Origin of the sequence: Nostoc sp. (assembly GCF_036919895.1) — a bacterium.
GTDB lineage: Bacteria > Cyanobacteriota > Cyanobacteriia > Cyanobacteriales > Nostocaceae > Nostoc.
Map to the genome: position 1 here is coordinate 125045 of NZ_JBALBW010000085.1, position 21865 is coordinate 146909.

The following is a 21865-nucleotide window of genomic DNA, read 5'->3' on the forward strand; positions in this document are numbered from 1 at the left end:
TACACTACATCCATGCTAGGGGTGCCTACATAACCAGGCTGAGATCACACCCTTAACACCTGAGTCTGGGTAATACCAGCGAAGGGAAGCTGTTTATAGAGGAATCACAATATGCGGACAGAATGGGTTGCTAAACGGCGTGGGCAGGTTAATGTATCGCAAATGCACTACGCCCGCCAAGGTGTCATTACCGAAGAAATGCACTACGTCGCCCAACGAGAAAATCTCCCTACCGATCTCATTCGTGACGAAGTGGCGCGGGGGCGAATGATTATCCCCGCTAATATTAATCACACTAATCTAGAGCCGATGGCTATTGGCATCGCCTCTAAATGTAAGGTTAATGCTAATATCGGCGCTTCCCCCAACTCTTCTAATCTTCAGGAAGAAGTTGATAAGCTGAATCTGGCAGTAAAGTATGGTGCTGATACCCTGATGGATTTGTCCACAGGTGGCGGTAACTTGGATGAAATTCGTACCGCAATCATCAAGGCTTCAACTATTCCTATTGGTACGGTGCCAGTTTACCAAGCTTTAGAAAGTGTCCACGGCACAATCGAAAATCTGACTGCTGATGATTTTCTCCATATCATCGAAAAGCACGCCCAGCAAGGGGTAGATTATCAAACTATCCACGCTGGGATTTTGATTGAGCATTTGCCTTTAGTGAGAAACCGGCTCACCGGTATTGTCTCTCGCGGTGGCGGTATTTTGGCGCGGTGGATGCTGCATCACCACAAACAAAACCCGCTTTATACCCACTTCCAAGATATTATTGAGATTTTCAAAAAGTACGATGTCTCCTTCAGTTTAGGAGATTCTCTACGTCCCGGTTGTACCCATGATGCCTCAGATGAAGCACAATTAGCTGAATTGAAAACCCTGGGACAGCTAACTCGCAAAGCCTGGGAAGATGATGTCCAGGTGATGGTAGAAGGGCCTGGACACGTACCAATGGATCAAATTGAGTTCAATGTCCGTAAGCAGATGGAAGAATGTTCTGAAGCACCTTTCTATGTTTTGGGGCCATTAGTGACAGACATTGCTCCCGGTTATGACCATATTACTTCAGCCATTGGAGCAGCAATGGCTGGATGGTATGGGACTGCAATGCTGTGCTATGTAACACCAAAAGAACATTTGGGTCTACCAAATGCCGAAGATGTACGGAATGGGTTGATTGCCTATAAAATAGCGGCTCATGCGGCTGATATTGCTAGACATCGCCCCGGTGCAAGGGATAGAGATGATGAACTTTCCAAGGCGCGTTACAACTTCGATTGGAACCGTCAGTTTGAATTATCACTCGATCCAGAAAGAGCTAAGGAATATCATGATGAAACTCTACCAGCAGATATCTATAAAACTGCTGAGTTTTGTTCAATGTGTGGGCCTAAGTTCTGCCCAATGCAAACTAAGGTTGATGCTGATGCGCTGACAGAATTAGAGAAGTTCTTGGCAAAAGAGCCTGTGAGTCAAAGTTAATTGACGCGGGGATTAAAACAATGTAGAGACGTAGCACTGCTACGTCTCTACAATAAAAGGATGGGAGGAGGAGTTATGGAACAGACAGAAAAGCCAGGACAGATTATCATCCTGAATGGTACTCCACGATCGGGGAAGTCGAGCATTGTGGAAGCGATTCAGGAGACGTTTGATGGTGTATGGATGAACTTAGGTGTCGATAGGTTTATGCAAATGACTCCCGCACGATGCCAGCCTGGGATCGGTCTGCGGCCGGGGGGAGAACGCCAAGACCTCGAACCTCTCGTTCCCATTCTCTACAGTGCCATGTATGAATCCATTGCCGCCCACAGCCGCTTAGGGCTAAATGTCGTGGTTGATGTCGGACACCATGAAGCATACGCAATAAAGCGGGGCATACTGACCGATAGTGCCCGACGTTTAAACGGATTGCCGGTCTTGTTCGTAGGCGTTCGCTGCCCCATTGAGATAATTCTGGAAAGACGACAAAATACGGGGTGGAAAGTAGTAAGTGCAGCCGATTACCCAGTGCTACCTCCGGTTGAGTTATGGCAACGTGAAGTCCACATCCCTGGTATTTATGACCTTGAAGTTGATACCTCGTTGTTAAGTCCGGGTGCGTGTGCTGAGGTAATACGCCAGCATCTCGTAAATAGTCCAGTACCATCGGCATTCCAACGACTCGCTGCACTGTCTCACAAATGAACCGTATTGCAAGTTAGGAACTTCCAAGTTTTGTTTCTCTCAAAATATCAGGTTGGGTTTTGCTGTCGCTCTACCCAGCCTACAACTACTCTTAACCCAAGCGTATTGGCTTAAAATCCAATTTCAACGGTCAAGCTGCGAATCTTTCCTGTATCTGCGTTAGCTTTATCTGCAACTTCAAGTGTCCAGGTTCCTTGGGGATTTTTACCTTTAAAAGCAGCAAGTTTTGGGGTGTTTACCTCGTCATAAGTTGTTTTGATATTATCTGTAGCTCCGCCAAGGCGATCGTGCAGCATGATGGGAAGTATGCCTATTTGCACTGGAGGAAGGAGGGTAACGATAAGATCGCCAATATAAGTATGCTCGATGTCTACATTAACTTTGATGGACTTCATCAGACTGGTATTAGCGATCGCCAACGACAATGTTGATGTTTGCAAGTCGTTAATGGGGATATCTTGCACTGCCTTGAATATACTAATGGGCGATGTTTGCGTCGGCTTGGCCAATTCTACAGCTTTCAGAGCATTCATTCGACCATAACCGTAGAAAGGGCTGCGACCATTGGCATCATATTTACCTCCAGCTTGATCGATGCGATCGCAGGAGCGTTTTATAATATCTCTTACTTCATCCCAACGCAGATTTGGATTTCTGGCAATAATCAACGCTGCTACACCCGCCGCACCTGGACAAGAACTAGAAGTTCCGCCGAATTCGTTCGTGTAGTTACCTCCGGTGTCACCCAGATTCCGATTACCCGAATTATAACCAACTACACCAGCGCGATCGGTTGTCCAAATTCCTGGGGTTTGAGAACTATCACCATTGTTACTGGGGAAGGCACACCACACCGCCTGACCAAAGTCACTGTAAGCGCTTCTTGTGCCGAAGTCGTTACAAGCTGCCACAGCAATTACCTTTTGGTAGCTGGCGTAGCCGTCGTTATCCACGCTTTCGTTACCATTGCCAGCCGCGAATAAAATTACACATCCCTTACCGTTGCGTCCTTTATTGATTGCAAAGTCCATAGCCAATCGTGTGGAGTCAGGCAGAGGTACTTTTTGCTTGTGTAGAGGATCGTCTGGCTCAAACCAAACACCATCTGCTGGGCCCCAGCTACAAGAAATAACATCAGCACCATTTTGAGCCGCCCAAATAAAAGCATCTGCTTCATCCTGTGACCCCAACGATGAAGCTAAACGAATCGGCATCAGTTTTGCACCCGGCGCTACACCAGATGCACCAAATTTCCCGTTTCCACAAGCCACTCCGGCACAAGATGTCCCGTGGTTATTGTCGTTTCCCGGTCTGGGATTGTCACTTTTACGTGTGACATCACGCGGGGCAACAATCTTTCCAGAGGAACGGAACTCTTCATGATCGAGATCCACACCGTCGTCGATAATTGCAATAATTGCCCCAGTGCCATCGCTTAATTTCCAAGCGGCCTCAACGTTGGCATGGGCGTTAATTACCTTACCATTGATTGTTGTTTGCTTTAAGTGCCATTGCTGCGGGAAAACCTGACGTTGGCGTGATTCACGTACTAGTTCAGGATGACACAGTTCAACTGATTCTTCATTTAGAAGTCGCTCGGCAATGTCAAAGATGGCTATACCAGTATTTACAGGTGCATTGACAAAGTAAGCATTCCGTGCATATTCAAGTTGGCGTTTAATTGTTAAGTTGTAACGTCTTAATACCTCTTGGCAAACCCTTGCTTCTTCTTCGTTATCGAATTTAACGAAAAGGTTTTCGGTGTAAATTACCGGTTGTTTGGATAGTGGATCGATGAGGACACGTCCGGCAAATTGGACTTCAGACTCTTGGTTGAGAATTTCACGGGCGCGATCGCGCAGAGCCACTCCCTGATTCGGAATTTTCGCTTGCAGAATTTCTACACCCGCTTGCCGAAACCGCGTTGTTAACTCGAATTGATTGAGGATGCTACGAGATGTGGGTGACACAGGCGCGACTTCAAACGGTCTTGCACCGACAATAGTACTGCGGCTTTCGGTACGCACTACAACGTGTTCATCACTGATAGCAAGTTCATACTGTTTACCGTTTTGTCCACCATAGCGAACCTGAACCATATTTTAATCTCCTGGGATATTTATCTTGAAAATTGAGCATTGAGAAATCGTATTATGCACTACTACGCAGCGTGTGTTTACGTTTAGTTTATGGATGCTTTTTATTTCATGTGTTATATGTGTATTACGGCATTAAAAATATACAGCTTGAACAGGATTTAATCTCTCTAAAGTTCATACAAAGCTTCGATTTGTCTTTCCAGAAAAGAGAGGATTCAAAGTTAGGTTGCTTTAAGAATCTTCACTATCATTAGGGGCATATAGGTTGCATTGTGATCAAAAATTTGTATTCTATATCACTGAAAAACGCTATAACATCATGAGAACTTGAGAAAGATGTTTTATTTTCCGGCTGAGTATTTTCTCCAGGTGTACTCTTTACCCCCAATTGCTGAAGTGAAATTTCAAAACGACTATTTTTCTGAGTATCCTGAACAAATTCGGGTTGGTAGCAATGCCTCCAGCGGGCTACGCCTACACACTACTGGATCTTACACTCGGAAACCAGGGTATTATGCAATACATTACAATAATCAACCCAAGACAGTAGCAACAGGAGCAATTTTACAACTCAACGATGGTGCGATGTCTACGACGGGCTACGCCTACGCAGTTTTTTCAGGCGAACCAAATTCATCAGAACACAATACACTGACTCCAATTTACACACTCCAACCCAATGGTTCTTTCGCTGTACCAACTGGACTGGTTTTTATCCGCTTTGCTGAAGGCGTTGATGTGGAGTCGCAACGTGAGCTAATTAATCGAGCGGGTTACGAAGTAGTACAAATCCTTGACTATGCACCTCATGGTGCTTGGTTGCGTGCTACATCGGGTAATATTGCCGATGCGATCACTAAGATTCCTCAGCTAGAAGCAATACCTAAAGTTGAGAATATCGAACCTCAGATGCTTATGGAAAGAGGTTTGAGACTAGAGCGTTGATAATTCGTAATTCGTAATTATATAAAAAAGATGTTTAAGAACAGCAATAACTCTGAAGATAGTATTCTCTACAGACATGGCGACGTTTTGATCGGGCATATTGGTAGCTTACCTGTCGGTGCTAAGAAGCGTGTAGGTGCTAGTCTTGCTCATGGTGAAGTTACAGGACATAGCCATCGCATTCAGCAATCCAATGCTGTTCAGTTGTGGGTACATGGTAGTGAGCTTTTTCTTGAGGTTAAAGAACCAAGTGCTACTTTAGTTCATGAAGAACATCGGGCGATTGAATTACCCCAAGGGCTTTACCGCATCTGGAAACAACGCGAATATCGCCCTGATGCTTACGTCGAGGTGATAGATTAATGCTCAAAATCATGTCGAATGGACGTGTACCGAATAAACAAGTTTTGCAGCGCCCAAACCAAAGTCACGAGCCGATATCTGCTGAATATGCTCGAAAACTTATCCTTGAGCATCACGCCTGGGATGGGATGCGCGTTTTAGGCCATCTGGATTTAAGCGGTGCGTTCGATATTTACAATCTCCCTGAAAATCTCACCTGTGAAAGTCTTGATATCAGCGACTGTGTAAACCTCACAACTCTTGCCAAAGGACTCCATGTTACCTCTTGGATTGAGTTGGCCGGAAGTGGGATTAACAGCATATCTGCGGGGCATGGTTTTGTCTGGCGCTGGCGAGGCGTGCAGGTGACAGATAAGATTGCCTTTGAATCCCAGTCTCTAACGGGACAAGATATCCTTAATGTAGAGAATGTTGAATTGCGCCGCGTGCTGATTGAGCGTTTGGGATACGAGACATTTTTGCAGCAAGTGGGAGGATTGATCCGCGATCGCGATCGTGATAATGGTGGAGAACGTCAACTAGTCTACATTCCTTTTGAGGATGATGAGCCGTTTATGGTTTTGAAAGTCACCTGTCCATCTACAGGACATGTTCATATCTTGCGCGTCCCCCCTCACATGCAGAGTTGCCATCAAGCAGCCGCTTGGATTGCAGGTTTTAATAATCCAGATGATTATAACCCTGCGATCGAGGCTTAATAGAGCCGTAGGAACTTCCGCCATACCTTCAGCGAACTCCAAGAAATATTGAGATATTTTATTACTTAGAAGTCTCTTACAGCGCTTCCGGCTATTATGCAATACAGCTTTTCTCCTTTCCCCTATTCTGTCAAGGTTTTCAGCTTTAAGGCATACCTTATAGCTGCTGGAAGTGCTGTAAACGTCAATACAGTTCAGTTAAGGATTTCTTCCTTCTTTTCCTTCTCTTCCTTTGCGTCCTTTGCGGTTTGTTAAAAAATAGACTTTGACAAAGACTTTTAGCCTTAAATGAACCGTATTCTCTTAAAGGTATCAGGCGTACCTACTTACTTTTGGTTCAGCATAAGAGGCGAGAAATATCAACTAAACCTCCATGTAGACTAACAACATTTGAAACCTCAGAATACATGCTTCCAACTTTACCTGATTGATGGGTAAATAAATTATGACACCCCACAATTATCAGTAGTTCTTGAGCGCGAGAAAATGCAACATTTACCCGTTCTGGTTTCTTAGCAAATCCCACATCTCCTTTACTATTGTTGCGAACCATACTCACAATTACAACAGGTCGTTCCATTCCTTGAAATCTATCTACAGTACCAGTACGAATCTCTAATGAAGGGAAAAGTTCAGATTGCAGACGTTCATCAATTTTTCTTAGTTGAGCGCCATAAAATGTAATTACAGCGATTTCTTTTTTTGGCTCACCATTGGCAACTTTCTCAGCCCAAGTGTTCTCAAACTGCTGACACAAACGTTCAATCGCATCAATTTCTAGAGTATTAAAGTAAGAAGTTCCATTTCGTTGCTCTAAAAACTGATTTTCAATAGGCGTTTTTACCCAAATAAGATGCTGAGATTCTTGGATAATTTCGCTTGCTAAATGATGTGCGCGTTTTGTATCTGGCTCCAAAATACCAGATTCTAGTTTACCATCATAAAACTGATTGATTGCTCCCATAATAAATGGATGCATTCGATATTGTGTAGTCAGCATTTGTTTAATGCTTTCATCAGCAGATTCAAACTGACTTTTAAACAGTGATTCTTCTAAAAATTGTAATTCGTCTCGTGTATTGCCCATTGTCTGAGCAACTTCTTCAACAGTGCTAGTATCAAGCATGGGTGGTAATTGCCGATGATCGCCTACCATGACTAACTTTTTGCCTTTTAAAGCTGGGATTAATAATTCTGGTGGAGTACACTTACTAACCTCGTCAATGATGACGACATCAAAAGATTTGAATTCTTCCGAAAAACCTCTACTTGCAGCTTGAACACAGGTGATACCGACGACGTTGGCATTATCTAAATAAATGCGTCTTAAATCGTCGCGATCGCGCTCATTTGGCTGTCTTAATTTTTCTATCCAATCTTGTACGAAACTCTGATATTTATTGAGATAAGTTTCGTCTTGCTGGAGTTGTTTTTGCCAAGTTTCAAACTGAATATTGATACCGCGCAATAATTCTATATTAAACAAGTCAGCAGCAAAATTTTCTGGTTTAAACTTATCTGGGATTCTTTGCCGTTCTATCAACCACCAATTTCTTTCTTCTCTTAAACTATCTGATAGCTGTGGTTGTAATTTCTCTTCTATTTCGCGTAAGCTAATTTGTAATTTTTGAAGCTGCTGTAGAGAAGTTTTAGTTTCTTCTTGTAGCTTTGATAAATGTTCATGTAGAGAATTTTTAATCATCTCTAACACAGCAAAAGGTTCTAATGATGAAATTAAAGTTTCTAGTTGACTGATGGAAGTTGCCCAATAATTAACTTTATTTGAGAATTCTTGCGGCTGCTCCCAAATATTTGATTGGGTTGCGAGATATTTTTCAGTTAAAATCCGTAATTGAGCAGGGATGTTTTTTTGACTAAGTTCTTGCAAGAGATTAATAACTCTTCCAAGTTGCAAATTAGCGTCTTGTTGTGATTTTTCTACCTCAGCTTGAGTCATAGATATTTGCTGTTGGCTAACTTCATTTTTTTGAAGTTCATTTAATTGTCGTTGTAGATGCTGTAGCTGTTGTTCAGTTTCGGTTTTGACTTTTAAAACGCATTGACGGGCATTTATAAGGATAGTATCTAGCAATTCCTGGGTAATTTGGGTGAGAGTAGAATCGATGTTATTCCATTCCCATGATGCGCCATAAGTCCGTTGCATTCTAATTAAGAAAACCTGGGTATTTTCAACCAGTAATTTTCGCTGTTTGGGGTTGAGTAGCTGATAATTGCTAAACTGTTGATAGGTTTCTTGCCATTGGGTGCGGTCGATCTTTGATAGCACCATTGGAATCTGACTAAAGTTTTCTTGTAAGAAATAGCTAAAATTATGCTGTTTACCCCGTCTATCAGTAAAACCTCCGTCTATTTCATAAGCGATCGCTTTCGTTAATAACTCCCATTGTGGTAAGTTTATTTTGTAAATCTTTGGTACTATTGGTAATTTTAATGTATTAGCAAACATCAATAAACCTAGTGGTAAGTCCACTAAATTCTCTGTGAGTGGTAAACCTGATTGCTGACAATCTTTTAAAGTTTGATACAGATGAGAAAGTGCTGTAGATTTCCATTCTTTCACTGCTGAGATAATATAATCGATTTCGCGTTGGCGGTTTTCCCAAATCTGGATTGTTTGTTGTAGGTTTTGCAGTTTGGCAAGATATTTCTGATAATCTGGTTGTGCTTGATTTAATAATGCAAAATTCTGTTTGACAACCTCTACTGATGCTGCAACTTCTAAGATGGCTTTACTTGCTTCTTCAGCATGAGTCAAAGCAGTTTTTAATCCTGACTTTTCTCTTGCTACAGTTTCACGCAACCAAGCCGCTAAACCAAAAGCGCCAAGCGCTGGACGCACCAAGCCAAGCTCATTAGTATATTTGATAGTTTGACGAACATTTGCTAAAAATTCTTCTACTAAACTATTACCTTCTGTGTATGGCTTCAAAAGTGGCAAGAAGTCTGTAACTTCTGGAGCTTCCCAGTTAATATTTGGCGCAGTATTGAGTATATTTTCCAGACCTGCAATTAGAGATTCAACGTTATTCTGTTTTTCTACAGTTTCGTTGTAAGATTGTTCTTGGATTTTAAAATTAGTTTCTATCTTTAACTTATTTTTATTGAATTTAGTTTGTTGTTGATTAAATTCTTCCTCGGCTTGAAAGTATGGTGTGAATCTTTGCGCTGATGCCAGTAATTGGCTGAAAATTTTAATATTTTCGAGCCGTTGTGTAATATTATTTTCGCAGTCAGAAGCTGTATTTTCTAGCCATCTGCCAATCACTTGATCTTCTAAAAATGGCTGTCCTTCTTCACCAACTTTTTCGGCTCTCCCCTTGCGTACAGCCCGAATCACTGGGTTGTGAACTAATCTACTTAGAGCGTTATCTACTGCTAAATTGGCTTGAGAAGCGATTAGGGTACGCCCACCGCGAAGGGCAATTTGATAGCAAATCTCGGCAATTACAGTAGTTTTACCAGTACCTGGCGGCCCTTGAATGAGAACAAGATCCTTAGCGGCAAGTACCTTTTCTACTGCTGCTTTTTGACCGGGATTAGCAGAAGACAATAATAAATCTTGTGGTTGAAGTTCAACAGTGCTTTTGATTTGTCTCGCCTGAGCAGCATCGAATAAAAAGTTGCCCAAATAGGGATTTTGGGTGTAGCCATTGTTCAAATCATCTAAAGCTTTTTTCTTGCGCTGAATTTGCTGAATATCACCAATTGCCTCGAAACACAAAAATCCTGTATCTGGTAATTTATAACGCTCTGTTGCCATGAATTCAGCTAAGTCGCGTTCTAGTCGGAGGCTGATAATACCACGGTTGATATCAACTTCTTCAACAGTTCCTAATTGACGGCCACTAATCCAATTTTTCCCGACAGGAGCAGTTTCAAAAAGCTTTAAATCTTCGTTTTTTGTGCGTCTGGCTCGTTCCCAAAAATTCTCTATATCGAGGGAGTTTTGATAAAAACCGTCAAGGGTGGCTGAGGTTACATCAATTTCAAAACTAATCCGTCTTTTGAAGTTATAGTTATGACTTACATAACGCACACAAAATTGACGGGCTTTAGCAATTTTTTCCTCAATTTGCAAAAATGCTTTCCAAGCTTTAAGCTGATCTTCTGTAGGCACATTTTCGCCACAAACTGGCGCGGCGGCGATACGTTTTAATGTCGCCGCCGGAATGTCGAGATGATGCTGATGATTAGGTAGCAGACGCAAGCGACAAGGTATAGCATAGCTATCGGCGTGTCCCCGTGAGGGTTGTAACAACTGAGCCGAAAGTATTTTTATACCGTCACGTCCATCTTTTTGTACGGCTGCTCTAAATCCTAATGTTTTTCTGAGCTTCTCAAGTCTTACCGGTAATGGAGAATCATCGGAGTCTGTCGCTATTGTTAAATCCCAGATTTCCTCTCTTGTCTCTTTTCCCGCGCCTTTGCGACGCACATAAAATAGAGAAGGCTTTTTACCGACACATTCCAACATTAACTCATTGGCGCGATCGCGGCGCTCTCTAAAATCGGAATATGATTTCAGAGCAGCCTCACCTTCAAGATGGCGGATGAAACTATCAATTGCTGAAGCGATAAACGTATAGCCCCAATCTTCAGAGTTTGTTTTAGTTTTCGAGGATCTTGCTGTTAGTTTACTTATCGCTACACGAATTCGTTCTGCATCGGATTCTGGAATTGCACTGTTATGGCTTTTGACTGCAATTTTGAGTTTTTCACAAATTACTAATAGCTTCTTGCTATCTAAATTTAATTCTTTTGCTAGTTCGTAGACTCTGAGTTTGCCGTTGTTCATCCAGTTAACAATTGGGGGTTTAGATTTAAACGGAGAGAGGCGCAAAGGTAAGCGCAGAGGAGTATAAAGTATTATTTTAATGCGATTCCCTACAAATTAAATTTGGTAACACTCTGCGTTCCTCTGCGTTTAAAAACTTTATGACTATAGTTTGTACTGATGATAAACTTCACTAGCGGCGCGATGCAGCAGGGAATGTCGCCAAACTAAAGATTTCATATCATCAGCATAACCCCCGCCAATGACGCAAGCGACGGGATAACCGCTACTCATACAAGTACTTAAAACCTGCATTTCCCGGCGGAAAATGCCAGCATCGGTAAGGGCTAATTTGCCTAAGCGATCGCCTATATGCGGATCAACTCCTGCATCATAAAATACTAAGTCCGGCTTGACTTTAGACAATAAATCTGATAGGTAATTCGCTAAAGTTTGCAAATATGCATCATCCTCCATTCCCACCGGCAAGGGAACATCCAAATCGCTGTTTTGTTTAGTACCGGGGAAATTGACTTCGCAGTGCATGGAGAAAGTAAAAACGCTGTCGTCGTCTTGGAAGATAAAAGCGGTGCCGTCTCCTTGATGGACATCCAAATCTACAATCAGGATTTTTTGGACGAGTCCGAATTTTTGTAAAACGCGACAAGCGATCGCTAAATCGTTGAAAATACAAAAACCAGATCCATAACTAGGAAAGGCATGATGAGTTCCACCAGCCGTATTACAAGCTAAACCTTGACTTAGTGCCAGTTTCGCAGTGAGTATTGTACCACCTACCGCTACACAGGTACGATTTGCTAATTCTGGACTCCAAGGCAAACCAATGCGGCGCTGTGCTTTGGGGTCTAGGGTTCCTTCACAATAAGCTTTAACATAGCTTGGGGTGTGGACTAACTCTATCAATTCTAGTGGCGGGCGTTCGGGGGTGTGAAATTGTTCTTGATTCGCTACGCCATCGGCTAACAGCAATTCGTAGAGTTGTCGGAATTTAGACATCGGAAAACGATGTCCTTCAGGTAGAGGAGCAATATAATCTGGGTGGTAAATAATAGGCAAGTCCATAAGGAAAGAAAATCTCAAGCAGCTAATCCGACAACTAACAAGCTAAAATTTAGCCATAATGACAGCAATAATGCTGCTCTGATGAATCTAAAACTCAAAATTTAAAATTGATATGATGGAATGGATTACACCGATAGTGTTTATTCTAGCTGGCTTCCTGGCTGGAATAATTGGTGAAAAAGTTATCTTCAAAAAACTCGAAAGATTCGTTAATAATAAACAGATTGCCGGGGGTAATATTATATTTCATTCCCTGCGCCGGATGACATTTATTTGGTTTGTCATTGCCGGTTTTTTTTGGGCAATCCTGAGTTCTCCCATCAAACCAGATATAGCGATCGTACTACAAAAAGTTTTAACGATCGCACTGCTGTATTCAGTAACCCTAGTTTTAGGAAGATTGACTGCTGGTTTTGTTAATTTATTTATTCGCAGAGCAGAAGGTGTTCCCACATCACTAATTTCTAACCTTGCTAAGACTACTGTTTTAGTTTTAGGAACATTAATCATATTGCAAACGGTAGGTGTTCAAATTACACCAATAATCACAACTTTAGGTATTGGTGGTTTAGCAGTTGGTTTGGCACTTCAAGACACACTAGCAAATTTGTTTTCTGGCTTTTACTTAGTTATTTCTAAGCAAGTTAGAACCGGAGATTATGTAAAATTAGATGCTGGACAAGAGGGATATGTCATAGATATTTCTTGGCGCAATACGACAATGAGGGAAATTTCTAATAACGTAATCATTGTTCCCAACTCTAAATTGTCTTCGGCCATTTTCACCAACTATCATTTACCCGCCAAGGAAATTACTTTAACAATGGATGTAGGTGTTAGTTATGATAGCGATTTGGAACAGGTTGAAAAAGTGACTGTAGAAGTGGCCAAAGAAGTCATGCAAGAAATTGCACCGGATTTAAAAGAAAGTGAACCATATATCAGATTTCATACTTTTAATGATTTTAGTATAGATTTTACGCTTTATATGCGGGTCAGTGAATACTTCGATCAACGGATTGGGAAACATCTATTTGTGAAAAAATTACACAAACGCTATCAGCAAGCAGGAATTGAAATTCCTTTTCCGATTAGACAAGTGTATATGCAAGATAATTCAGCTATGGAACAAAATTAGCCCTGGCGACTAGAAGTCGCGGCTACACAGACGAAACCCGCTTGTGCGGGTTGAAAACTTTGATTTTGCGTTAGTTTGCATAGCCACAATCTCTAATCGTCAAGGCTTAAATTGCTAATGCTCGTTTTTCTAATGGTAGTTCAAAGCGATCGCCTGGTTTCGGCTCAAGTATCCGCGTCGCCAGATTGTTTTTCTCAAGTAACGAACGAAATTCTTCAGCACTTCCTTTAGTCTGAATGAATTTCATCAGCAATCCTTCAAACGCCACATCCCCACCAGCCGCCGTAGGTATTATTACTTGAGGCTGTAAGGATTTCACGACTTCTAAAGCACTCTTTTGTCCTTTTATAATCGGCCCAAGCAAAGGTAGCGTCATATCAATAAACGGCGTAATCACTACATCAATAGGTGCAGATTGCTGAAGTTGTGGGGAATGATACCCATGAGGTTCGTAGTATACGGTTAAACCACTCGCCAATTCTTTCAGGAGATAACTATTTTCTACCAGAGTGGGGCCAATGGGCGAACCGGGGAAAGCTTTGATTTCAACTTGATTATTTAAAGTGAAAGTTTCACCATGAGCGAGAGTAGTTATCTGGGTGTAACCTAATTGCTGTACTACCTTGGCTGCATTGGGAGAAGCTACAACCTTGATGCTGTGGTCGAGTAGCTGAAGTGTTGGTGGGTGAGTATGGTCTTCTAAACCCTGAGATAGCAGGATCAGATCGATATTATCTGGGATTGGTCGATTTTGCGATCGCGAACCTTTAAATAACCAATCCAAATTGCTGAAAATTAACGAACCAACCAGCCAAGGGTCAATTAATATTCGTTTCCCGCCGATTTCCAGTAACCAAGAATTGCTGTCGAACCAAGTTAAAAACATAAACTTTGTGAAGATAACGCCTACCTTCATTATCAATCTTGTCAGGTTTCTTGGCAGCTTTTCGCCCCGCTTGTTGGCGTATCTCTTCGGTTCTACCTTTTGACAGATCCCAAAGAAAGCGAACCCATAAAAAGCAAGATATTTAAAAGATTATTCGCAGCAGGTACACTTTTTACCTTGCTTGTGGTTGCTAGTAGCAGCAATAAACCAGATCCGATACCGGGGTAAATTTACTACTTATTAATTAGCTGTTGTAAATAATCTTCCACAACTCGAAATGCTTCAGGACTTCTGCCATAACTAGGATTACTCCTATAAAAGACTTTTTTCTCTTGATTGTCTAAACATACTGAAATAGAATAAGGATAATACCTTTTGTCAGTGGCTGCGCCATACTCTGCTGCTAAATTCATAAAACCACTTGATTGAATCAGGTTTTTAAGTTTATCCAACTGATAGTTAGTAAGTTTTTTGTTTTTTATCTGAGTTGTGACTTGAGTGGGTGTTGCAGATATTGGATTTTTATATGATTCAATTCTTTGGTTCCAAATTAGTGACAAATTCTGAACTGTAATCGAAACAGTAGGTGCAGAATATTTAACTACAAAATTTTCTGCAAGCTTTTCACACTCAGGATGAGGCAAACTTTTCGCCATCATTAAATCAGTCGTAACAGGCTCAAAACCTTTTACAACTAATGCCTGTGCCATATTTGAGAAATGAAAAATAATTGCTAGGGAAAATAAGAATAATTTCATGCTGATATGTAATAAGCGGGAAAGTCTTATGAAAGCACGTGATATGCTTTTTATCGTTGCCAAACATGAGTTAGGTAATGACGATCTCTCCAATAGGCGATGTCTATCGACAAGCCGTTGCACGTCTACGCACAAATATATCCGAAAGCACTAAACTTTACGATCAATACTACCATGCTCAAACTATTGCCTACATTTGCAATTGCGATCGCAACTGCTGCTCTTAGCACTGGTGTAATTGCAACAAGTCTTGCCCAAAACTCTACTATTAGTTATGACTTCACAATTAATGTCACTAAAGGATCGTTAGCAGGCAAATCATTCAATGGCAGCTTCAGTTACGATAATTCGACCTTAAAAGGTATTGGAGTTGAAGAGTTGGGAGTTACTCAGGGATTAAAGGCTTGTTTTAACTATCTTGGACGTAACTATAGCGAGAGTGATGATCGTGACTATCCTACCTTCCCGAAACTAGTTTTTGAGAATGGCAAAATCAAACAACTAGACTTCTGGTTACAACCCGAAAAGCGTGTTGTCTGGTGGAATTTACCTGGATGGGAAGTTAAGTATACTCAGCGTCAAGCTTCTGCCCCTACCGTTCTAAATTGCCAAAAACGCTAAAGCGATCGCACTCATCCGTCAGTTGAGATTTCCGGCGTTGCCAGACATAAGGCTCTAAGGACAGCAACCGGAGATTTCCCTTGTTGCCACAATTGACGATAATTAAAATAATTAAGAAATATTTGTCAGCGTTTCCAATTCACTTATCTTGAAATTATCTGTAGGGCAGTATTTTGAGGTTGTCGATGGGGCGATGGCACTGGTTCTATTTTAGAAGGGGAAAAATACTAATGCCAGAAAACCCAGGACTGTTTACCCCAATGAGACTAGGTTTGCTTGACCTGACTAACCGCATTATCAACTCCAATCCCAGGTTCCATCAGTTAGTTTTACTCTTAAAGTGCTGATAACCATTCTCATAATGAGAATTGCTGGCTTTCTTGGAGTGGAGCAAGCAAGAGACGCGATTAATCGCGTCTCTTAAAAAAATGGTATTACTTATTACCAGGAGTCCGTCCACCTTCATCATTACTACCACCGATGGGAATTGCCTGGGTCACAGCCCTCAATACCATTACCAATGCCTTGGTTACAATGGCGACGCGGTTTAATGTGTTCCTCTGAAGTTTCAGTCTGCTCGTCAGTTGCAACTTGTTGTTGTCCAACGACATATTCCGAGGAGATGTTTGCTACCTTTCCAGTGCTAAATAGGGCTTGGTATAGCAAAGCAGACACTTCAGACCTGGTTGCTACCTGTTCAGCATTTAGCAAGTTCACATTGGGATAGTTGACGACTATACCGCGTTGTGTCAAAGCAGCAATTAAACTGCGATATTCACGAGGAATAGTATTTGCATCGCTGTAAACAGATAGGATTGTATCCGTATAACCACTAGCTTGATAATTTAATATCTGCGCTAATGCTACCAAAATATCAAGGCGAGAAAGCTTTTGGCTGGGGTTGAAATCCTTGTCAACAACAGGGTTTAAAAAGCCCATTTGATAAACTTCGCTGATGGCATTGTAAGCCCAATTTTGAGTTGAGACATCCTTAAAAGCGTAGACGCGCAGTGGCTTGTTGTTAGACATCGCTTGGCGAATTTTCCCCTTAGCAAAAGCTTTCCGTAGCATTGCTGCAAATTGGGCACGAGTTACAGCTGCATCAGGGCGGAAAGTCCCATCAGGAAAACCTTCGAGAATTTCCATTGCTGTCAATTTGGTAATAAAACTTTTAGCCCAGTAGTTTACCGAAACATCAGAAAAACCAACTTGCAGACTGCGAGACATACTGATTTTGCGATAATTCGTTAGCATTTGGTTAATGTCGTAGCTAGAGTTATCGCTGACTTCAGTCACCTGCACCAAACTACCTGGATTAGCTTGCAAAACCTCTGCTAAATCGGAACTAAAGATGTTAATAAACGACTGGCGCACTAAAGCAAACTCACCTTGAGTAAAAGAGAGAGGATAAACACTGGTTGCTGAAATTGGTGACAAACCCTCTACCTGGAACTGATTACCTTGGAAGGTTTGAGAACTGCTCAGGAAAATAACCCGTTGGTTCCTGACTTGAGTGAAGTAGTCGTAAGTGGTTTTACCTGCATCAATAGTGCCATCTTGGTCAGCATCAATACCATAAACAGTGCGAACGACTTGGTATTCATTAGGTTTGGCTGACAAAATCAGGTTAACTGTGGTATTTGCCGACAAACATTCAAATTCGCTGTAGCCAATAAAGCGGTTTTGAGTATTATATAATCGCACGACGATGCGATCGCTAGCTTTTAATCCCTTAACAAATTTTGCTTTTTGCCTAATCTTGTACTTGTAATCGCCCAAAAACCGCTCTTGTAAATAATTCTTATCGCTTTTACTCTTGACAGAAACACGGGCAATTACTTCGGAAAAATTATTTGCTGGTTGCCAAATTGCCAGGCTAAAACCTGTTTTTTTGCCTTTTGCCGAAACTTTACTACTACTTACCTGAGTGTGACTCCTTCTTTCTACTTTTTTATCGGCTAAAAGTTGTTGACCTGTGGAGGAATTATCAGATATTTGGGCGATGGTGGTAGAGAACCCTAAAGCGGCAGATGCAGAAGCTATTGGCGAAAATATGGCCACAGAGGTTACAGCCAAAACAAATTTGCTCATTTGAGCAAAGTAACTTTGATTGATGTATTTCATCTAAAACTACCATTCGTCTAAAAAGTCAAGGGGTATTTAATGTCCCTTGACTTATTAATCCCTTGGTATATATGGAACTAACATTTAATCATTCCTGGGTGAGGAGTTATAAGGTCAGAGAACATTACTATATTAAAGAAAGACTTTATTAATCTTCATAATGACTGTAACTACACAGCAGCTTGCAACCCAAGACGCTTTTGAGAAATTCTTTTGGACTTGGCAGGGCTACAAAATCCAGTACACTGTCATGGGTACTGGACGACCTCTAGTACTGGTTCACGGCTTCGGTGCTTCCATTGGACACTGGCGCAAAAATATTTCAGTTTTAGCTGATGCTGGCTACCAGGTGTTTGCTATAGACCTTTTAGGTTTTGGTGGTTCCGAGAAAGCGCTGATTGATTACAGTGTGGAAGTTTGGGTAGAATTGCTGAAAGATTTCTGCACCGCACATATACACGAACCGGCTGTATTTATTGGCAACTCCATCGGCGCACTTTTGAGCTTGATTGTACTGGTAGAACATCCAGAAATTGCTGCTGGCGGTATTTTAATTAACTCTGCGGGTGGTTTGAGTCATCGTCCCCATGAATTGAACCCGCCGCTACGGATGGTGATGGCAGCTTTTAATCGGTTTGTGCGATCGCCAATTACAGGTAAATTTGTCTATAACCGCATCCGTCAAAAAGCCCAAATTCGCCGGACTCTCTACCAAGTTTACCGCGATCGCCAAGCTGTCACCGATGAATTAGTTGATTTACTTTATACTCCTTCTTGCGACCCAGGAGCGCAACAAGTCTTCGCATCTATTCTCACAGCCCCTCCTGGTCCCAGTCCAGAGGAACTTTTGCCCAAAGTCGAACGCCCCTTATTAGTAATTTGGGGTGCTGACGATCCCTGGACACCAATTACCGGGGCCAAGATTTATGAAAAGGCGCGGGAGAATGGCAAAGAGATTAAAATTGTTCCCATTCCTAATGCCGGTCATTGTCCTCACGACGAGGTTCCAGATGTTGTTAATGCCCAGATTGTCGATTGGCTAGCGCAAAGGTGATAATTTCGCGCCAAGATGCAAAACTTTCTGCCAATGCACCTTGGCTCAGGCGTGGTAAAAATGGGGCTAGCAATCTGGGTGAGTCGCAAGTGATAAATTTAAAACAGTACGATTGTTCTACTATAAACTGATTAAAGATAGTATTATTAAGGACTGTTTCATAAGAAACTCCTTCTTCGCCGCCCAATATGTCAGACAAACAGCTAGCAGCATCCTTGAATGGCCATCTTCCCGACCCCAGCCACAACAGCCAGAATACCATTCGGATTCGGGGTGCTAGGCAGCATAATCTGAAAAATATTGATTTGGAATTGCCACGCGATCGCCTAATCGTATTCACTGGCGTTTCTGGCTCTGGTAAGTCTTCCCTAGCCTTTGATACGATTTTCGCTGAAGGTCAACGCCGCTATGTGGAATCCCTCAGCGCCTACGCAAGGCAATTTTTAGGACAATTGGATAAGCCGGATGTGGAAGCCATTGAAGGCTTAAGTCCAGCAATTTCCATCGATCAAAAGTCAACGTCTCATAACCCCCGTTCCACTGTGGGTACGGTGACGGAGATTTACGACTATTTGCGACTGTTGTTTGGTCGGGCTGGCGAACCCCATTGTCCGATATGCGATCGCTGTATTGCACCCCAGACAATCGATGAGATGTGCGATCGCATCCTGGAATTACCAGATCGCACCCGCTTCCAAATTCTTGCACCCGTTGTCAGGGGTAAAAAAGGCACACACCGTAAGCTTTTGTCAAGTCTCGCTTCTCAAGGTTTCGTCCGCGTGCGGATTAATGGCGAGATCCGCGAACTGTCAGATTCCATTGAATTGGATAAAAATTTTACTCACACCATCGAAGTGGTAATTGACCGCTTGGTGAAAAAGCCTGATATTCAAGAGCGTTTAGTTGATTCCTTGTCTACGTGTCTCAAACAATCGGGTGGGATTGCAGCCATTCTGGTGAGTTTGCTTGGTGACGACGGACAAGAAAAAGAAGAAGAATTAGTATTTTCGGAAAACTTTGCTTGTCCAGAACATGGCGCGGTAATGGAGGAACTATCACCGCGATTATTCTCCTTTAACTCGCCTTATGGTGCTTGTCCAGACTGTCACGGAATCGGGACTTTAAGGAGATTTGCGCCAGACTTGATAGTACCCGACTGGGAAGCGCCAGTTTATGCTGCGATCGCGCCTTGGTCAGAAAAAGATAATTCTTATTATTTGGAATTACTCTACAGTGTCGGACAGATTTATGGCTTTGAATTACAGACAAATTGGGGCAAGCTGACAGAAGAACAGAAACAAATTGTTCTGTATGGGGAAAAAGATGAACGAGCCGCAGAAGCACAGAGAAAGCAGAGTTTTAAAGGTGCAATTCCAATTTTGCAACGGCAATATGAGGGCGGTTCGGAATTAGTTAAGCAAAAATTAGAGCAGTATTTAATCGATCAGCCGTGTGAGGTTTGTAAAGGAAAACGGTTAAAACCGGAAGCCTTGGCGGTGAAGTTGGGACAATATGGAATTTTAGAATTGACTACCGTATCAATTCGGGATTGTCGGGAGAGAATTGAGAAATTTGAGTTGAGCGATCGCCAGTTACAAATTGCTGATTTAGTCCTGAGAGAAATCAAAGCCAGATTGCAATTTTTGTTAGATGTCGGTTTAGATTACCTCACCCTCGATCGTCCCGCCATGACCCTTTCTGGTGGCGAAGCCCAACGAATTCGTTTAGCAACGCAAATTGGTTCTGGTTTAACAGGAGTTCTCTATGTTTTAGATGAACCGAGTATTGGTTTGCATCAACGAGATAATGGCAGGTTGCTCAAAACTTTAACGAAATTGCGCGATTTGGGTAATACATTAATTGTCGTTGAACACGATGAAGAAACAATTCGCGCAGCTAACTATATAGTTGATATTGGCCCTGGTGCAGGAATTCACGGCGGAAATATTGTCGCCCAAGGTGATTTTCAGGCGTTGTTAACAGCAGAAGATTCCTTGACGGGTGCATATTTATCAGGAAGACGGGTAATTACCACACCAACAGAACGCCGAGAAGGAAATGGGCGCAGTTTGGGAATTAAAAATGCCCATCGCAACAATTTACAAAATATAGATGTAGACATTCCATTAGGTAAACTTGTCTCCATCACTGGTGTGTCTGGTTCTGGCAAATCTACCCTGATTAATGAATTACTTTATCCATCTCTGCAACACCATTTAACCAAAAAAGTTCCTTTACCCAGACACTTGGATAAAATTCAGGGATTAAACGCGATTGATAAAGCGATCGTTATCGATCAATCTCCCATTGGACGCACACCACGTTCCAACCCTGCAACTTACACAGGAATTTTCGATGCCATTCGGGATGTATTTTCCCAAACAGTCGAAGCTAAAGCTAGGGGTTACAAACCCGGACAATTTTCCTTCAACGTTAAAGGTGGACGTTGCGAAGCTTGTAGCGGACAGGGTGTGAATGTTATTGAAATGAACTTTCTCCCTGATGTTTACGTGCAATGCGAAATTTGTAAGGGTGCAAGATACAACCGCGAAACTTTGCAGGTGAAGTACAAAGATAAATCAATCTCTGATGTGCTGAGAATGACAGTTGAGGAGAGTTTAGACTTTTTCCAGAATATACCCAAAGCGATCGCGCGTTTGCAAACTTTATTTGATGTCGGCTTGGGTTATGTCCAATTAGGACAACCTGCGACTACCTTATCTGGTGGTGAAGCGCAACGGGTAAAATTGGCAACCGAACTATCTCGACGCGCCACCGGAAAGACACTTTATTTAATCGATGAACCGACAACAGGGTTATCTTTTTACGATGTCCATAAATTATTAGATGTATTGCAAAGATTGGTAGATAAAGGCAATTCAATTTTAGTAATTGAACACAACTTAGATGTAATTCGTTGTTCTGACTGGGTGATAGATTTGGGGCCAGAAGGTGGCGATAAAGGAGGAGAATTGATTGCTGTAGGGACACCAGAGGAAGTTGCAAAAAATCCCAGGTCTTATACTGGGCAATATTTAAAGCAGGTTTTGAAACAGTATCCGGCTATGAAATCTTAGTCTTTTTCAAGTAGAGGGTCATATCCAGGCAAAA

The 21865-nt window shown here is 42.1% G+C and carries 15 protein-coding genes and 1 riboswitch; of the genes, 9 read left to right on the forward strand and 6 right to left on the reverse strand.

Going from position 1 to position 21865, the window contains the following annotated elements:
• Positions 1 to 7: 7 nt before the first annotated feature.
• A riboswitch (TPP riboswitch) is annotated at positions 8 to 104 on the forward strand.
• A 7-nt stretch (positions 105 to 111) separates the two neighbouring features.
• Both thiC and V7K55_RS17480 read left to right on the forward strand, forming a co-directional pair.
• The gene (thiC, locus tag V7K55_RS17475) at positions 112 to 1485 is read left to right on the forward strand and encodes a phosphomethylpyrimidine synthase (protein ID WP_334833456.1); all 1374 of its coding nucleotides are present in this window, start codon (positions 112 to 114) and stop codon (positions 1483 to 1485) included.
• A 60-nt stretch (positions 1486 to 1545) separates the two neighbouring features.
• Positions 1546 to 2190 (forward strand): chloramphenicol phosphotransferase CPT family protein, encoded by a 645-nt coding sequence (locus tag V7K55_RS17480; protein WP_334833459.1) that lies wholly within the window; start codon positions 1546 to 1548, stop codon positions 2188 to 2190.
• Positions 2191 to 2300: 110 nt separating this feature from the next.
• Here V7K55_RS17480 and V7K55_RS17485 read toward each other — a convergent pair whose 3' ends face one another.
• On the reverse strand, positions 2301 to 4289 hold the full coding sequence (locus V7K55_RS17485) for a S8 family serine peptidase (protein WP_334833461.1): 1989 nt from the start codon (positions 4287 to 4289) through the stop codon (positions 2301 to 2303).
• A gap of 336 nt (positions 4290 to 4625) precedes the next feature.
• On the opposite strand from V7K55_RS17485, the gene V7K55_RS17490 reads away from it, so the two are divergent.
• From V7K55_RS17490 to V7K55_RS17500, 3 genes are read left to right on the forward strand one after another with little or no spacing between them, the layout of a single operon-like run.
• Complete coding sequence (locus tag V7K55_RS17490) at positions 4626 to 5234, forward strand: hypothetical protein (protein ID WP_334833463.1); 609 nt, start codon at positions 4626 to 4628, stop codon at positions 5232 to 5234.
• A gap of 30 nt (positions 5235 to 5264) precedes the next feature.
• Positions 5265 to 5597: a hypothetical protein gene (locus V7K55_RS17495; protein WP_334833465.1), complete on the forward strand. Its 333-nt coding sequence runs from the start codon at positions 5265 to 5267 to the stop codon at positions 5595 to 5597.
• The gene (locus V7K55_RS17500; RefSeq protein ID WP_334833467.1) at positions 5597 to 6295 is read left to right on the forward strand and encodes a DUF6745 domain-containing protein; all 699 of its coding nucleotides are present in this window, start codon (positions 5597 to 5599) and stop codon (positions 6293 to 6295) included. The genes V7K55_RS17495 and V7K55_RS17500 overlap by 1 nt, the downstream gene beginning before the upstream one ends.
• Positions 6296 to 6632: 337 nt before the next feature.
• Here the strand turns inward: V7K55_RS17500 and V7K55_RS17505 are convergent, their stop codons facing one another.
• Positions 6633 to 11111 carry a translation initiation factor IF-2 N-terminal domain-containing protein gene (locus tag V7K55_RS17505; protein WP_334833469.1) on the reverse strand — a complete coding sequence of 1493 codons (4479 nt, stop codon included), beginning with the start codon at positions 11109 to 11111 and terminating at the stop codon, positions 6633 to 6635.
• 144 nt (positions 11112 to 11255) lie between these two features.
• Positions 11256 to 12173 carry a histone deacetylase family protein gene (locus V7K55_RS17510; protein ID WP_334833471.1) on the reverse strand — a complete coding sequence of 306 codons (918 nt, stop codon included), beginning with the start codon at positions 12171 to 12173 and terminating at the stop codon, positions 11256 to 11258.
• A 112-nt stretch (positions 12174 to 12285) separates the two neighbouring features.
• Between V7K55_RS17510 and V7K55_RS17515 the strand changes: the two genes are divergently transcribed.
• On the forward strand, positions 12286 to 13311 hold the full coding sequence (locus V7K55_RS17515; RefSeq protein WP_334833473.1) for a mechanosensitive ion channel family protein: 1026 nt from the start codon (positions 12286 to 12288) through the stop codon (positions 13309 to 13311).
• A gap of 106 nt (positions 13312 to 13417) precedes the next feature.
• Here the strand turns inward: V7K55_RS17515 and V7K55_RS17520 are convergent, their stop codons facing one another.
• Positions 13418 to 14197: an MBL fold metallo-hydrolase gene (locus V7K55_RS17520; RefSeq protein ID WP_334833475.1), complete on the reverse strand. Its 780-nt coding sequence runs from the start codon at positions 14195 to 14197 to the stop codon at positions 13418 to 13420.
• A 233-nt stretch (positions 14198 to 14430) separates the two neighbouring features.
• A complete protein-coding gene (locus tag V7K55_RS17525) occupies positions 14431 to 14907 on the reverse strand; it encodes a hypothetical protein (RefSeq protein WP_334833477.1) in 477 nt (158 codons plus the stop codon).
• A gap of 147 nt (positions 14908 to 15054) precedes the next feature.
• Between V7K55_RS17525 and V7K55_RS17530 the strand changes: the two genes are divergently transcribed.
• Positions 15055 to 15576 carry a hypothetical protein gene (locus V7K55_RS17530; protein ID WP_334833479.1) on the forward strand — a complete coding sequence of 174 codons (522 nt, stop codon included), beginning with the start codon at positions 15055 to 15057 and terminating at the stop codon, positions 15574 to 15576.
• A 471-nt stretch (positions 15577 to 16047) separates the two neighbouring features.
• Here the strand turns inward: V7K55_RS17530 and V7K55_RS17535 are convergent, their stop codons facing one another.
• A complete protein-coding gene (locus V7K55_RS17535) occupies positions 16048 to 17700 on the reverse strand; it encodes an S-layer homology domain-containing protein (protein WP_334833481.1) in 1653 nt (550 codons plus the stop codon).
• 160 nt (positions 17701 to 17860) lie between these two features.
• On the opposite strand from V7K55_RS17535, the gene V7K55_RS17540 reads away from it, so the two are divergent.
• Together V7K55_RS17540 and uvrA are read left to right on the forward strand one after the other, a co-directional pair.
• Complete coding sequence (locus V7K55_RS17540; RefSeq protein ID WP_334833483.1) at positions 17861 to 18754, forward strand: alpha/beta fold hydrolase; 894 nt, start codon at positions 17861 to 17863, stop codon at positions 18752 to 18754.
• Positions 18755 to 18942: 188 nt separating this feature from the next.
• A complete protein-coding gene (gene uvrA / locus V7K55_RS17545) occupies positions 18943 to 21831 on the forward strand; it encodes an excinuclease ABC subunit UvrA (protein WP_334833485.1) in 2889 nt (962 codons plus the stop codon).
• Positions 21832 to 21865 lie beyond the last annotated feature (34 nt).

Excerpts from the sequence above, each read along its gene's own strand:
- V7K55_RS17520 (WP_334833475.1), bottom strand. The coding sequence starts at position 14,197 with ATGTTTTTAACTTGGTTCGACAGCAATTCTTGGTTACTGGAAATCGGC.
- V7K55_RS17500 (WP_334833467.1), top strand. The coding sequence starts at position 5,597 with ATGCTCAAAATCATGTCGAATGGACGTGTACCGAATAAACAAGTTTTG.
- V7K55_RS17540 (WP_334833483.1), top strand. The coding sequence starts at position 17,861 with ATGACTGTAACTACACAGCAGCTTGCAACCCAAGACGCTTTTGAGAAA.
- V7K55_RS17480 (WP_334833459.1), top strand. The coding sequence starts at position 1,546 with ATGGGAGGAGGAGTTATGGAACAGACAGAAAAGCCAGGACAGATTATC.
- V7K55_RS17485 (WP_334833461.1), bottom strand. The coding sequence starts at position 4,289 with ATGGTTCAGGTTCGCTATGGTGGACAAAACGGTAAACAGTATGAACTT.
- V7K55_RS17515 (WP_334833473.1), top strand. The coding sequence starts at position 12,286 with ATGATGGAATGGATTACACCGATAGTGTTTATTCTAGCTGGCTTCCTG.
- V7K55_RS17490 (WP_334833463.1), top strand. The coding sequence starts at position 4,626 with ATGTTTTATTTTCCGGCTGAGTATTTTCTCCAGGTGTACTCTTTACCC.
- V7K55_RS17505 (WP_334833469.1), bottom strand. The coding sequence starts at position 11,111 with ATGAACAACGGCAAACTCAGAGTCTACGAACTAGCAAAAGAATTAAAT.
- V7K55_RS17535 (WP_334833481.1), bottom strand. The coding sequence starts at position 17,700 with ATGAAATACATCAATCAAAGTTACTTTGCTCAAATGAGCAAATTTGTT.
- V7K55_RS17525 (WP_334833477.1), bottom strand. The coding sequence starts at position 14,907 with ATGGCACAGGCATTAGTTGTAAAAGGTTTTGAGCCTGTTACGACTGAT.
- V7K55_RS17530 (WP_334833479.1), top strand. The coding sequence starts at position 15,055 with ATGTCTATCGACAAGCCGTTGCACGTCTACGCACAAATATATCCGAAA.
- thiC (WP_334833456.1), top strand. The coding sequence starts at position 112 with ATGCGGACAGAATGGGTTGCTAAACGGCGTGGGCAGGTTAATGTATCG.
- V7K55_RS17510 (WP_334833471.1), bottom strand. The coding sequence starts at position 12,173 with ATGGACTTGCCTATTATTTACCACCCAGATTATATTGCTCCTCTACCT.
- uvrA (WP_334833485.1), top strand. The coding sequence starts at position 18,943 with ATGTCAGACAAACAGCTAGCAGCATCCTTGAATGGCCATCTTCCCGAC.
- V7K55_RS17495 (WP_334833465.1), top strand. The coding sequence starts at position 5,265 with ATGTTTAAGAACAGCAATAACTCTGAAGATAGTATTCTCTACAGACAT.